The organism is Candidatus Nitrospira allomarina (genome assembly GCF_032050975.1).
Lineage (GTDB): Bacteria > Nitrospirota > Nitrospiria > Nitrospirales > UBA8639 > Nitrospira_E > Nitrospira_E allomarina.
Genome location: NZ_CP116967.1, coordinates 2,982,651 through 2,997,263 on the forward strand (window position 1 = coordinate 2,982,651; position 14,613 = coordinate 2,997,263).

The following is a 14,613-nucleotide window of genomic DNA, read 5'->3' on the forward strand; positions in this document are numbered from 1 at the left end:
CATGGTGTAAGCCCTCGTTCTTCAAGCCTTGTCCTATTTAACCGATGATCCAACGGAAGATCAAATTCGTAACCGGGCGTGCCGCGATCATCCTGTCTGCCATTTTCCGGAATTGTTCATATTCCATTCCACGAGTTGTTGGCCCACAGCGTATCGGCCGGTCGAAGTCAGAGGACGCCTGAGTCCAGCTCTAAGGGCCCATGTGGAAACACGTCTCCGGCCGCAATGGAAAAATTAATTTAATCAATTCAATGGAGAATACAGTGTTTTCTTCATATGTTATTCAATGAGAAAACAATTAAACTCTTGCGGGCGAAAGGTCATTTGATAGGAAAAAATCCCGCGGGGAAACCTCCTTAGATTTCATGGGTTGCGCGAAAAAGCACTTTAATAATGGAGCAAAATTGCTCAAGTACAGCCTTTCAAACTTGTGTACTGCAAACTGGATTGAATGGGACCGGTTACTTGAGACCTGATCGTGCAAAAGAAAAATGCTATGAATAGTGCAGGGAAGGGTCGCTTTTTTTGAATGTTGATTCCGACTTGGGGAACATGCCTACAGAGGGAATTGGGCGAGAGAGGGTAGAGAGGTGATAGAAAACCAATTGAAAAAGCAAAATTGAGATGGCAGCAGTGGACGCCTGCCATCCCCGGCGATTCCGGCAAATTATTGTGAGGCGTGAGAGACCATTGCTATGGCGAGTGAGATTTCGCAAGTAATGTGTCCTAAAAAAATCGGTCTTTCACAATGCACGGAAGTTCTCGATTGGCACCCATGACCATGAGTACTATCCCATTGTGCATCGGTGTTTTTGGGATGAAACGGAAAGGAAAAGTGTGAGGCCTTCACCTGAAAATAGGCTAAATCCCATGAGGTAGGGTGCTGGAAGATCCCCTCATGACATTTAGCCGGCCAATTGGTCAGGTGTTGGTATGCGTCTCATCTTAACCTATCGCCACTTTTGCTTGAGGAAAACGATAGAGCATGCGGACGGGTGGAGTGAGGGAGACGAGACCGACCAGGAGAGGTCCGAATCTCCCGAGGAACATACTGGATAAAATAATGATTTTTCCAAAATCCGTTAGTATCGCGGAGAGACTGAGCACGCCTCCGTTTCCAACGGAAAACCCAACCGTTCCCAATGCGGAGGCCACTTCAAACATGAGAGCCAAAAAAGGCTTATTTTCAATCAAGGCGAGGAAAAAGGTTAACGTGGTGACGGCTCCGATGGCCAGGAACATGATTGCCAGAGCTTGCAAGACAAGATGGAGAGGCATCCGTCGGTAATGAAACTCCACATCCAGTCGCTTTCGGAATACGGCCCAGACTGATAGACATACAATGCCGAACGTGGTGGTCTTAATTCCTCCAGCGGTTCCTCCCGGTGACCCCCCGATGATCATTAGCAAAATTAGCATATACAAGGTGCTGGGTCGGAGGAGGCTCAGGTCCAGCGTATTGAATCCTGCTGTCCGGGCGGCTCCCGAGTGAAAGACTGCGACCATGGCACCCGCTGCAGGAGTTTGCGAGCGAAGCGTGGCCGGACTATGCATTTCCAACAGATAAAATCCAATCGTACCAATCACCCATAAGCTTACGGAAACAAGTAAGGCCAGCCTCGTATGGGTTTGAATTCGATACCGTTCTTTTCGGTAATAACTCAGCAGGTCGCGGAAGACAATAAACCCGATTCCGCCCAGAACGAAAAGGAGACTAATGGAAACATTCACCAGGACATCGTCACGATAGGGGATTAGATTTTGAGAAAACGTTGAAAATCCCGCATTGTTAAAGGCGGAAACAGCGTGAAAAATACCATGCCAGCAGGCTTCTAATAAGGGCATTTCCTGGGAAAACCTGGCGGCCAGGATGGATGCGCCCAAACCTTCAAAGGTAAAGGTGATGATTAAAATGGTTTTGACAAAACGAATCGATCCCGCCAAATCCAATGAACTGAGCGCCTCAGCCACCATCATGCGGTTTCGTAGTCCGATGCGTTGTCCCACGGCGATGAGCATGATGGTTGCGAGCATCGCGTACCCTAACCCGCCCAGTTGGATGAGCGTCAAAATGACGATCTGTCCGAATAAGGTGAAATCTTTTTCCGTGTCCGCCACAATCAGGCCGGTGACCGTTACGGCCGAAGTTGCCGTAAAGAGGGCGTCGAGAAAACTTAACGATTTACCAGGGGTGGTGGCCCATGGGGTCTTCAGTAGGAATGTTCCGATAGTGATCAAGGCAATGCCGCCTAGTGTGACGAGCTGACCGGCTGACAGTGGGCCGTGAGGGAACAATCGACGAGTCATGGTGGTCGGATTCCACGAGCCCAGACGAGTAGGAAGTGGTAATGAAGGCAACATGACAGCTAAGGCATGAATTCTCCTACCTTCTCACATGAGCAGGTCCGAGAAATAATCGAAATTCAAAGCCGTTCAGCTGAATCAATCGGGTGAGAAGTCTCATTCACGAATCTTTTTCTTGGCAGTTTACATTCCGGGGGAAAACAAAGGAAGAAAAGAAATTGTCCGGCACTTGATTGGCAATCTTGTCTAGGGAGATGTTTTCAGTCAAGATCGCCAGCATCAGGCGGCTTGAGTGGATATTCCTTGTTCAAGGAGTTGGACGAGTTCCCCGTGGTGATAAGGCTTGGCTAGGATCGCAAAGGCCCCTGCACTCATACCTTGGTGGTGGAGCTGATCTGAACAGCACGCGGTGACCAGTATAAACGGGATTTTTCGATTCATGGGGCTCTCCCGAAGGGCTTGAAGCAGTTGCATGCCATTCATTTCCGGCATCAGGTAGTCGGAAAGGATAAGACGAATGGATGGGTGCACCTGAATAAGGGACAAGGCTTCTCTTCCATTTGCCGCTTCCAGGCATATATACCCATTTATTTCAAGTCTACGTTTCAGTAGCCATCGGAGATCAGATTGATCCTCCACCAGGATTATGGTTTGGTTCTTGGGCAGGATCTGAGGGGAGACCGATGAGTTTGGTGCCTCAAAATCTCTCCAAGGTGAGATTGTCATGTGCATGACAGCAAAGAAGTGCAAGGAACATTCCATGAATATTCCTCGGAGTCGGCTTCCGAGGTGCTAAGAGGCATTCCTAATTACTGGGTATTGAAAGGTATATTTAGAAATGGCACAAACGGAACCGAGAAGCGAATGTGACTGGCTTCAAAAGGAAAGAAAGGTTGTCTCAAAAGGAGACAATCTGTCTCTTCTGTTGCTGGGATTTTTCTCCTGAGATGGCCAAATCGCGAGGGATTGGATTTTTCTGTTTCTCATTATCCTTGCCGATGAGTCGCGGGGATCGATCTGAAGAGCGGCAAATAGGAATTGTGTGCCTAAACTCGTCGGTAATGTGGGAGAGGAGGTCCTCGTTGAGCATTGCGCCCATGAAGGCTCTGTGGAAGTTCAGGCCGCTGCCAAGAAATGGCAGGGGCCTGTTTTTTCATTGTGGGGTAAGAAAACCTGCGGATCGTTCCCTGTTACATGAAATAGTCAAAATCGCTTTCACGACGAGTACGGCGCCGGAGTGCGAAAATAGCCGCCGGTTCGTCGTGAGGATCCAATCGAATGGTGTAGTCACCTCCCACGACTTGATGGCGATAATCTTGAATGAGTTCATGCAGTTGATAAGTGTCCTGTTCACCAATGCCGCATTCATCGATCGGAATTCGCAGGCGAGCCTCATGGATGGTATAGGGATCCATATTGATCGCGAACAGAAGAATGTCAGTCTTGTCGGCATTCATTTTCCCATAGAAAAGAATGTGGTCGTTGTCGGATTGGTAAAATTGCAGATTGGTGAAGGTGTGCAAGGAAGGGTGATCCCGGCGGATCTGGTTGATGCGGGTGATATAGTCACGGATGTTTCCGGGACGATCCCAATCCCAATGCCGGATTTCATATTTTTCCGAATCCTGATATTCCTCGGTTCCGGGAATTGCCTTATTTTCGCACAGTTCATAGCTATTATAGATCCCATAGGTCGGGGAGAGCGTGGCGGCCAGCACGAGCCGGAATTTAAAGGCCGGCCGACCTCCCTGTTGGAGAATTTCCGGCAGGATGTCCGGCGTATTGGCGAAAAAGTTCGGCCGGAAATACTCCTGCATTTGGGTCCGGGTTAATTCGGTCAGATATTCGGTCATTTCTCCTTTTGAATTTCGCCACGTAAAATACGTGTAGGACTGGGTATACCCGGCTTTCGCCAAAACCCGCATCATTTTAGGCCGGGTAAAGGCTTCTGCCAGAAACAGGACATCCGGGTGCTCCAACTGGATTTCCCGAATAAGCCATTCCCAAAAGATCACGGGTTTGGTGTGGGGATTATCCACTCGAAAAATTTTGACTCCATGCTCGATCCAAAAGCGGAGGACCCGCTTCATTTCCTGCCAGATGTCCTGCCAGGCTTCGGTATAGAAATCAAATCCATAAATGTCCTCATATTTTTTAGGAGGGTTCTCGGCGTATTTGATCGTCCCGTCCGGGCGTTGCTTAAACCAGTTAGGATGTTGTGTCACGTAGGGATGATCCGGGGTGGCATTGATGGCGAAATCTATGGCGACTTCCATTCCGTGATTTCTGACGGCTTGTTGAAAATGGTCAAAATCGTCCATGGTGCCCAGAGCCGGTTCGACCGCATCATGTCCTCCATGTCGACTTCCGATGGCCCAGGGACTGCCCGGATCGCCCGGCTTGGCCTTCAAACTGTTGTTGCGGCCTTTCCGGTTGGTCTCTCCGATGGGATGAATAGGGGTGAGATAGAGGACATCGAATCCCATATCCCGGATGGCCGGAAGGCGTTGTTCACAATCTTTAAATGTTCCCCCTTTTCCCGGCACGGTTCCTTCTGACCGGGGAAAGATTTCATACCAGGCGCCATACCGGGCACGCTCTCGGTCGACAATCACTTCCAATTCCTTCTCATAGGTGGACCAGGCAGCCCGTTGTTCGTGTCGGTCGACGAGTGTGGCCACAATCGGATCCAGGGCGATGGCGATCCGGGCTTCCTGGTCGGAAGCGGACTTCCACTTTTCCAACCAGAGTTTCAGCTCGGACTTATCGGGACCTTTCGCCCTGTTCAGCGCCTCTTTGACTTGCACTTCTCCCTCCAATAATTCACTGGAAAGGTCCGGAAGCACCCCATGTTTCTTGGTCAGTTCAATTTTCCAGGTTTCAAAACTCCTGACATAGGCTCCCACGGAATAGAGATATCGGGTATTTTCTGCGAGGGGAAATGATCCAGCCCACCGGTCATTATCGACATGATGCATGGGGGTTTCCGACCATTCCTTCTGTCCCAGCAATTTGTACCGAAGGACGGCCCCTATGGTGTCGTGTCCTTCCTTGAACACGTCGGCTGTGACGTCCAGGTTCTCCCCGACGATCCGTTTGACCGGATAGCGCCCCCCATCCAGTTCAGGCTCGACATGTTCAATGATCAGGGTTTGTAACGTTTTGGGAATATTAGACATGAGGCACTCCTTCGTATGTGGCTTCTTGGATATTCCTGTAAATGACGATTGGCAAGTATTCCCCGTCCAGAATGCCTAATATGACTGGACGATCGCCAGGAGCCAGCCAGAGTCCCGGTTCAAGGCTCGGTTTGAGAAACATCAGTCCACTTCTAAAATTTGGAGAATGCCATCCAGGGGAATACGCACCCAATGGGGCCGATTATTGAGTTCATAGCCGAGCTCATAGATCGCTTTCTGAAGTAAATATCCATTCAGCAAAATTTGGATGTCGTCCGATGACGGGGGAAGAATGTCACGGACTTCTTTAATGGATAGGTACGCCTTGAGGTAGCTGACGCTGACCCATATCTGCCAATAGCGGGCCCAAGGTTCAAGCAAAGAAAAGTCTTCCGGTCGAACGCCCTCGACCAATCCAATAGAGGAGGCATGCGCCGCGTAATGAAAGGATCGCAACATGCCCGCCACGTCCCGCAAAGGCGATTCCTTCAGTCGTCTGACATTCAAGGGCCTGGCCGGTTCGCCTTCAAAATCGATGATGATGAAATCTTTTCCGGTATAGAGCACCTGGCCGAGATGGTAGTCGCCATGGCACCGGATGCGGGTGCAGGTGAGTTTCCGGTCCCGTATGGTTAACAGACGTTTGCGTAAGCGGCCTTCTCCCTCCAATACATTTTTTGCAATGGATTGCACAGGATCCTGAAGCCCTTTGACCTGAGTGCGAAGAAGAGGAAAGTTCATGTTGACCGTTCCCAGCATGCTCTGATATAGACCCCGCCGGTAAAAATCGGTAAACGGTTCTGGTTTAAACTCGGGATCTTCGAAATCGGAGGCGAGCGCGGCGTGCAGTTCTCCTGTTCGAAGGCCCAACAACCGGGCTTCTTCCAGATACGGGCCAATCCATTCACGGGCGCCGGTCGGTATCTCCTCGTCTACCAGAGCCATCAGAGATTTTTGAGGAATTGATGAGGTGGTGATGGCTGTGGGATGCGTGAGCGCTTCTTCCAGATATCGACTCAGTTCATCTAACGTGTATTTCCAGGCGTCTCCTTCGTTTTGAATAAATTTCTGTAAGATACCAAATGTCAGGAGGTCGCCATTGTCCCGTTGATATTCGATGGCTCCAGCCAGGGGGGCAATGTGCGGAAATCCTTTATTGGTTAAAAACCGTCCGATTTCAAAGTCAGGATTCACGCCGACTTCAGCCCGGCGGTAGAGTTTTAAAATGAAGTCATGTCCAAACAAGACCGAGGAGTTGCTTTGTTCACCCTTTAACAGGTTTGGTTCAAGGGTCGGGACCTCTTTCTGGAGCTGCCGACGAAAGATTTTCGTGGCTTGAGTGGCCAAATCGCCCGCCGGACCATTGAACCGGCGGTTTCGGGAAATACTATCCAACAGCATTTTTTGAAACTCCCGATCCCACATAGCATCGATCAGAAGGCCTTCCTGCTCACCGTCTTTCATTTTGACTCGCACGCGTGCAATGGCTGCCGGAGAGTCCACGAGTGGGGCCATACGATCGGCCGGAAGATACTGCAAGGGTAAGAGGTATATCTCCGGTTCTCCCTCGGTGTATTCCACGCGGATGAGCGCGAGGACGGCCAAAGGATCTTCCTGCGGGAGAGGGATCGTTTCGGTGATTTCCACAAATTGCATGGTGCGGGCTTTGCCGCCAAACCACCGTCGGCCTTGTAAGTACTGGGGTAACGCATTTTCGAGTTTGGCTTTTTCCCGTTTCTGGATGAGATTATCCCAATCTTTGGAGATCGTGATGGTGGGTAAGCCGTGGTCCGCCTTTCCCTGAGCCTCAAGTTGTTTGGATTCAACGGGGTCCAAGGCAAACCAGTAAAAGGCGTGTCCGCTCAGCGTGAGCAGATAAGGCAAATCGCCAATGGCTGGGAATTTACTCCGTCCGAACAAGGTCATGGGACGTCGTCCTTTGAATTCAGCGAGATCAAGTTCGACCCATTGGGCGTGCCGGGATAAGTTCACGGCCACCAGAATGGTTTCGTCCTGGTACCGCCGGAGGAAGACCAGGACTTTCCGGTTGGACGGATGAAGAAATTCAATGGAGCCTCGTCCAAAGACCTTATAGCGTTTACGCAAGGAGACGATGCGCTTCATCCACCAGAGGGGCGACTGTGCGTTGTTTTGTTGGAGTTCGACGTTAACGGCTTCGTAATGATATTCAGGGTCAATGATAATCGGAAGATAGAGCTTCTGCGGATTGCCATAGGAAAATCCGGCATTGCGGTCCGCACTCCATTGCATGGGAGTCCGGACCCCGTTTCGGTCGCCTAAATAAAAATTATCTCCCATCCCGATCTCTTCCCCGTAATAGATGACCGGTGTACCCGGCATCGAAAATAACAAGCTGTACATCAGTTCAATCTTTTTCCGGTCATTGCCCAGGAGCGGAGTTAATCGCCGCCGGATTCCCAGATTGATCCTGGCCTGCTTATCATGGGCGAAGACGCGGTACATATAATCCCGTTCTTCATCCGTGACCATTTCAAGTGTGAGTTCATCGTGATTACGTAAAAAAAGTCCCCATTGGCAGGATTCCGGGATCGCGGGAGTCTGATCCAAAATATCGATAATCGGGAACCGATCTTCCATTTGCATCGACATGAACAGGCGGGGCATCAAGGGAAAATGAAAGTTCATGTGACATTCATCGCCCTTCCCGAAATATGCCGCGGCGTCTTCCGGCCATTGATTGGCTTCCGCGAGAAAGAAACGGTTTTTGAATTTTTTATCGACGTGCGTTCTTAATGTTTTGAGAAACGCATGCGTTTCCGGGAGGTTTTCGCAATTGGTCCCTTCCCGCTCGAAGAGATAGGGCACGGCATCCAGTCGCAAGCCATCCACACCCAGATCCAGCCAGAAATCCAGGACCTCAAAGATCGCCTTTTGCACCTCAGGGTTGTCGTAATTCAAGTCCGGCTGATGAGAAAAAAAACGATGCCAGTAATACGCCTTGGCCACGGGGTCCCAGGCCCAATTCGAATGTTCGGTATCTTTAAAAATAATGCGGGTGTCGGAATAGAGATCCGGGGTCTCACTCCACACGTACCAATTCCGCCATTTGCTGCCGGGTGGGGCTTTCCGCGCGCGCTGAAACCAGGGATGTTGATCCGAGGTGTGATTCACCACTAATTCAGTAATCACGCGTAATCCGCGACGATGGGCTTCCCGGACAAACGCCTGAAAGTCTCGCCTGGTTCCATAATGTGGATGAATGTTGGTGTAGTCGGAAATGTCATAGCCATCGTCCCGGAGAGGAGATGAACAAAAAGGCAGGAGCCAGATCGCGGTCACACCCAGATCCTGGAGATAATCGAGTTTTTGGGTAAGCCCTTTAAAATCCCCGATGCCATCGGCGTTACTGTCGCAAAACGCCCGAACATGGAGTTCATAAATAATGGCGTCCTTGTACCAGAGTGGATCATTCTCGAGTATGTCGACAATCATGGATGTGCCTTTCCTGAATCGGGATATTCAGTTCTTGTCCTCGGCCCTACCCGGTGAGTAGGCCCTCGATGTGTATCGTGGAATCGGCAATGTTTGGGTTGATGACTGGTCAGCGAGGATGCTGAACGATGAAAATGAGTCACAAGGGTTTACCATAAAAACCGGTGGAAAGGCTAATCCACTGTTAATGAGAAGAATGAGATTCCTGTATAACCAGGCGAGGAGCAAAGGAAAATTCAGCAAGAAATTTTCGAAGGATCGCTTGTTCCAGGCGTGAGGGATATTGAGTCGGGCAGGGCACGCGGAGTAATAAATTAATGCGGCCGGGTTCCGGCAACTGAATCGTGACCCGTGGTTCCACGGAGGGGGAGTCCAACCACAACTTGCCTTCGAGTTTTTTAAGATAGGTTCTGGCTTCTTCGATATACGGCGCGGCTTCTTCCTCGCCGGCCTGCAGCAGCAGACGTTCGGCAGTTTTCCAGTCATCATCGGTACTCAGCGGGACCGTCACAATATGAAGGCGGTATTTTTTGGTATAGGTTTCATTGGTTAAGGGGTGATCGAAAATAAAGCTGTTGGGGATGACCATGGCCCGGCCGGTATATTGGTGAGAGGTTTGCCCAGGGCCGATTTCCAACACTGTGGTGGTCAGGGCATTGTGGTCGACCACGTTTCCGCGAATCCCTCCGATTTCGATCCGATCACCCAAGGAATAGGCTTTGGTCAACACCCGGAGTCCTGAGCCGCTCAAACAGTCAATGATTTCCTTGGTGGCCAGGACGAAGGCCACGGCGACGGCAAAGACGGAGACGGCAAAGGTTTGGAGTTGCGGGGCCCAAATGAAAATCATCCCGAGGATAAACAGAAGAAGCAGGCCATTTCTGAGGTTGACCGCCCACCGTCTCCGTGTTTCCACGGAAAGCTCCGTTGACCGAAAGAGACTGTGGTGAATCCCCATCCTGACGATGATAATGATTAACAAGAGAAAGAACGTACTCAGGCCGTACCGGATAAATATGTCACCGGGTGAATCTAGGATTTGTTCCACGTGTGGCTCCTCATGACGTATGTGTGGTCTGGACGCGTTGGGATCAATTCGACAGGCATAACGGTCTCAGGCATCATTCCAGGTCTGCCCGATTGTGGGAAAAGGGGTATGCCGAAACGTTTGCAGATGAACGAGGAACACAGGTGAATCACGATCCAACGAGTCAGGCTGAAGGCGAATGGCTAAGAGCTGTGAGCAGGCAGATCCGATTGAGAAATGCCAACCGACTTCTCCAGATCATACTGTATTTGTTCTCCTAATCAAAGGGGTTTGCAGGAGTCACCGAGCTTGAGAACTATTCCTCCTTTCGTGGTCCTGAAAGAACAGGTCCCCCTTGGTCAGACGGTGCCCCTCAAGGTGGCTGTGGACTGAAAGATGAGGTGGAGGATTTCTGTCTGCCATGGAAGATTTCTGTTTTTCCTCTTTGGCCAGGGAGAGGGCTTGATGGGCATCCGTTTGTGCCAACATAATTAATCGGGTGGCCATGGAATAATCTCGAGCCCAGAACATTTTTCTGGTTTGTGCAAGAAATTCTTCTTCTCCGATTGTCAGCTCACTTTCCGCTAAACTGTAGAGATCAGGTGCGAAAATCAAGGCTCCTTCCCTCCTGGCATGTTCCACCGCTTGACGGGCTTTGTGTAATTCGTGAATCGGGGGATCCTGACAGCCGGTCATTAGGACACTCAAGCAGAACAAGGCCGCATATATTCCCGCAGGGGAACGCCTCTCCGTCCTGACAACGAACTTCCATATAGGGATTTTCTCTTCTCGCAAAACGGGACCTTGCTCTTACACGTTTCCTGGGGTAGGCCGGGAGTGATGTTTTTTGAAATCACTGTCTGATATAGCAAATCCTACGCCAATACCAAATGGCGAATGGCTGTTGATAGATACCGGATTTTCAACTATTTTTCCTGAAAGGGGCCCGATGTGGGGAACAGTTTGGCCCATGGTTGGACCCTTTGTCCCGATCTGGTTAGTGAAGGAGATGAGGCCACAGGGGGTAATGGTGATCATTCGCCGGGGAGAGCCTGTTTGCCTTAGGGACCGTGTGCGAGGAGATGGCAGTATGTCCGAGACCAATCGTCTGCCTTGGAATATCCTACAGAAAGGCAAATGGGCGGAAAATTATGGGGGTCGGGGTGAAAGGTCGCCGACAAGAATTGTCCTATCAAATCAGTAAGAGGCTTGATTCGATGATTGAACCTATGGAAAAATAAACGGCATTAATCGGCGTCTTGCACGAATCCCTCCCTTCCCCCTAATCTCAGGTCTTTCAAAGGAGATAGCCTATGGAAGGCAAGTCGGAATCGCAGTTTAATTCTCAAGTGTTCCTCAAAAAAGTCGGAAGCGGTAAAACGAATTTGAGGTCTTCCCAGAAGCAGGTTATCTTTTCGCAAGGAGAGAAGGCAGAGGCCGTATTTTTTATTCAGTCGGGCCAGGTCAAGCTGACCGTGGTTTCGAAGGAGGGGAAAGAAGCCGTCGTTGCCATACTGGAGTCGGGGGCTTTTTTGGGGGAGGGCTGTCTCGCCGGACAGCTGGTGTATATGGCTACGGCGACCGCCCTGGAAGAATCCACTCTCGTCCGTGTTGACAAACAGGTGATGATCCGATTGCTTCACGACGAACCCGCTTTCTCCAAAATGTTCATGGCTCATCTCTTGTCCCGCAACATCCGCATTCAGGAGGATTTGGTCGATCAGCTCTTTAATTCGGCTGAGAAGCGGCTGGCGCGCATATTGCTGCTGATGGCCCATTTTGGGAAAGAAGGCAAGCCGGAGGCGGTCATTGCGAAAATCAATCAGGAAACGCTCGCCGAAATGATCGGTACCACGCGATCTCGCGTCAGTTTTTTTCTTAATAAGTTTCGCAAACTGGGCTTCATTGATTACAACGGCGGAATGCACGTGCATAGCTCCCTCCTCAATGTCGTTCTCCACGACTAAGGTTTTCATTTATTATCGCGGCGTCAGATTGGTAAACCCCAACTCGTCGGTTTTTGGCTCATCCACGCTTATTCCCTCTAGATTGAGCAATTCTGATCAGCATTCTGCAGATTATCCTGCCAGAATGGACTTCTCTATTGCCAGGGGCCAATGTTCTGGCTGGCTGAAATCGAACTCAATCTAGGAACCTATCGTCGGAGAAAGGATAACTGGTTTTATGATGATTATGTTGTCGCAGAAAATGATTTTGATGGCTCTGATATTCTTGGCCACGATGGCCCATGGAAGGACAGAAAGGGAACTGACGATGAAAGATCATCGCCTCAACCCGTGCCCCGATAGTCCCAATTGCGTCTTCACGTTTAGTGAGTCGGAAAAACATGCAATCGCCCCCTATCGATTCAAGAAAACATTGAATGAGGCCAAAGGGGCTGTGAAACAGGTGTTCAGTGAATTGAGTCGCACGGAGTTGGTTCAGGAAGGGGAGATCTTCCTTCATTACGAAGTCAGAAGTTTCCTGTTTCGCTTTGTTGATGATGTCGAGATTCTGTTTGATGACGCGGCAAAGACCATTCATTTCCGATCGGCATCACGGGTAGGGTATTCCGATTTTGGTGTCAACCGGGAGCGAATGGAGAAAGTTCGAAGTCTGCTGGAGGGACGCCTTTAGCCACGTGTGGGCTAAACAAACAATCCGCAACGTCTGAAGGGAGTCGGGAAACAACCTCTTTCCGCCATCAGCCTCCCGGCTCGTCAAAACGCGCAGTGAGAAACAAAGTGCTCATCGCTTAGCGAGGGAGGGATTTCCGACGGGGCCATTGAATATTGTAAAAATTTCGCTGCTTCATCGGTTTAAGAGTCAACGGGCCTATGGGTCAATATGTCATGGAAATTACTAATATTTAACACTCCCTGAGACTATATGCCTCACGGGAGCCTGGCCGGACTTAATTATCCCTTGACTGGTTGAACGTCTTGTCCCTACCGGACTGTTTCTCCTGCCAGAATGCTTAGAGGTTCCTTCCGCATGTGAATCATTCAAATCTGAGCAATGTTGACCAGACACCTTGATGTCTCCTCCATAATACTAATCGCCTCAGGTAGGCAACCCTCCTCCTTATAACCTGAACTAATACGAGGTGAGATGATGGATCGCAGAGTCTCCCGTTTAGTGCAGAACTCATTCCAATTAGGGTCCCATGAGGAGAACAGCCAACTTCGCGAACCTCAATCGCCGGAAAACGTAGATCTCCAGGAGACAATCAAAGGCCGTCATGCTTTTGGCGAAATGGTGGGTGTCAGTCGAGATTTCAAGCAGGCTTTGGCGCTGGGAGAAGCCGTCGCACCCACCGGGGTCAGCGTGTTAATACTGGGAGAGACCGGAACCGGCAAGGAGCTGTTCGCTCGATACATTCACGAACTGAGCCCCCGTCGACATAAGCCGTTCGTCATCGTCAATTGCGCCTCGCTCCTATCGGAATTAGTAGAGAACGAGGTGTTTGGTCACAAGAGGGGAGCGTTTACAGGGGCCGAACAATGCTGGCAAGGAAAGTTTGAACTGGCAGATGGAGGAACCCTCTTTCTGGACGAAATCGGGGAAATGCCCCTTCAAGCGCAAGCCAATTTGTTGTTCCTCCTGCAGGATGGGATAGTCAATCGTGTCGGTAGTTCCCAATCGGGATGGGTTGATGTGCGAATCATCGCTGCCACGAATAAGGATTTGACCAAGGCGAAAGCGAAAGGTCGGTTTCGGTCGGATCTGTACCATCGACTTTACGTCTTTCCCATTACCACGCCTCCGCTTCGCCATCGTCGAAAAGATATCCCACTGTTGGCTCGTTTTTTTATGAAAAAATATTCCATACAATTCAGTCGCCAGTGCGAGGACATTGACCCCGAATCGCTGGAGCAGTTGGTTCAGCATTCCTGGCCGGGAAACAGCCGTGAGCTTGAGAACGTGATTGAATGTGCCATGATTCTTTCACAAACACCGCTATTGAATATTGACGGAACGTCGCTGAATATTTTTCATTGAGAGGAAGCACTCCGGCAATCACAGAATCTAAAAAATTCGGTAATGCACCGAATCTAATCGGTATGAGGTACATGGCACATTGATGAGTCAGGAGGTGCCGCACCATGAGAGGGTGTGAAACCTGGCATCCTTCCCAATTTCTTGAAATACGAGGCTTGTTGGGACTCGGACACCAATTCGAAAGCAGGGTGGCGTCCAAGGCGTCATGCGAGAGCAAAACCCTGGATTGCACCTTTCCTGGTTCCTTTGCATGTCTCTCCTTTTGGCCGCAAATTTTTCCCAAAGATGAATCCGATCCGAACACCAAACCAGGAGAACACCATGACACGCTACAATTACAATTTACAATGCTGGGTGGCGGACCACATCATTCAACGCTGCACGCATCCCGATCAGATGGCCTGTGGATGCCGCGGGAGGAGATTTCAGGGACTCACCGAACAAGAGGCCGTGGAAGTCATGTCCGAGACACTAAAAAAGAGGGCATAATGTATCGAATCGCCGATCAGGAGGGATTCTTTAAGCAAGTGATATTGGACCACCTGACCACACGAAAGGATGAGACTCATGAAGATCCCACAGACACAAACAGTTAAACAAAGCTATCGAGTTTCACAAGCTGTCCAT

General features: G+C 50.1%; 11 protein-coding genes. 4 read left to right on the forward strand and 7 right to left on the reverse strand.

Annotated features, from left to right (window positions below):
* Positions 1-945: 945 nt before the first annotated feature.
* The 7 genes from PP769_RS13250 to PP769_RS13280 form a co-directional block, all read right to left on the reverse strand.
* The gene (locus PP769_RS13250) at positions 946-2,307 is read right to left on the reverse strand and encodes a TrkH family potassium uptake protein (protein ID WP_312640871.1); all 1,362 of its coding nucleotides are present in this window, start codon (positions 2,305-2,307) and stop codon (positions 946-948) included.
* Positions 2,308-2,583: 276 nt separating this feature from the next.
* Complete coding sequence (locus PP769_RS13255) at positions 2,584-3,030, reverse strand: response regulator (RefSeq protein WP_312640872.1); 447 nt, start codon at positions 3,028-3,030, stop codon at positions 2,584-2,586.
* 464 nt (positions 3,031-3,494) lie between these two features.
* A complete protein-coding gene (locus PP769_RS13260) occupies positions 3,495-5,483 on the reverse strand; it encodes an alpha-1,4-glucan--maltose-1-phosphate maltosyltransferase (protein WP_312640873.1) in 1,989 nt (662 codons plus the stop codon).
* Entirely contained in the window at positions 5,476-5,625 is a 150-nt protein-coding gene (locus PP769_RS13265; RefSeq protein ID WP_312640874.1) for a hypothetical protein, read from the reverse strand. The genes PP769_RS13260 and PP769_RS13265 overlap by 8 nt, the downstream gene beginning before the upstream one ends.
* Complete coding sequence (gene treS, locus PP769_RS13270; RefSeq protein WP_312640875.1) at positions 5,625-8,957, reverse strand: maltose alpha-D-glucosyltransferase; 3,333 nt, start codon at positions 8,955-8,957, stop codon at positions 5,625-5,627. Before treS ends, PP769_RS13265 begins: the two co-directional genes overlap by 1 nt.
* A 184-nt stretch (positions 8,958-9,141) precedes the next feature.
* Positions 9,142-10,005, reverse strand: a complete 864-nt coding sequence (locus PP769_RS13275) for a mechanosensitive ion channel domain-containing protein (protein WP_312640877.1) — start codon at positions 10,003-10,005, stop codon at positions 9,142-9,144.
* 279 nt (positions 10,006-10,284) lie between these two features.
* Positions 10,285-10,680, reverse strand: a complete 396-nt coding sequence (locus PP769_RS13280; RefSeq protein WP_312640879.1) for a DUF4398 domain-containing protein — start codon at positions 10,678-10,680, stop codon at positions 10,285-10,287.
* 617 nt (positions 10,681-11,297) lie between these two features.
* Between PP769_RS13280 and PP769_RS13285 the strand changes: the two genes are divergently transcribed.
* The 4 genes from PP769_RS13285 (at position 11,298) to PP769_RS13300 (ending at position 14,475) form a co-directional block, all read left to right on the forward strand.
* Positions 11,298-11,951 carry a Crp/Fnr family transcriptional regulator gene (locus PP769_RS13285; RefSeq protein ID WP_312640881.1) on the forward strand — a complete coding sequence of 218 codons (654 nt, stop codon included), beginning with the start codon at positions 11,298-11,300 and terminating at the stop codon, positions 11,949-11,951.
* 250 nt (positions 11,952-12,201) lie between these two features.
* Positions 12,202-12,621, forward strand: a complete 420-nt coding sequence (locus tag PP769_RS13290) for a DUF1499 domain-containing protein (RefSeq protein WP_312640883.1) — start codon at positions 12,202-12,204, stop codon at positions 12,619-12,621.
* 474 nt (positions 12,622-13,095) lie between these two features.
* Positions 13,096-13,986, forward strand: coding sequence for a sigma-54 interaction domain-containing protein (locus PP769_RS13295; RefSeq protein ID WP_312640885.1), 891 nt, complete (start codon positions 13,096-13,098; stop codon positions 13,984-13,986).
* 321 nt (positions 13,987-14,307) lie between these two features.
* Positions 14,308-14,475 carry a hypothetical protein gene (locus tag PP769_RS13300; protein WP_312640886.1) on the forward strand — a complete coding sequence of 56 codons (168 nt, stop codon included), beginning with the start codon at positions 14,308-14,310 and terminating at the stop codon, positions 14,473-14,475.
* Positions 14,476-14,613: the final 138 nt, after the last annotated feature.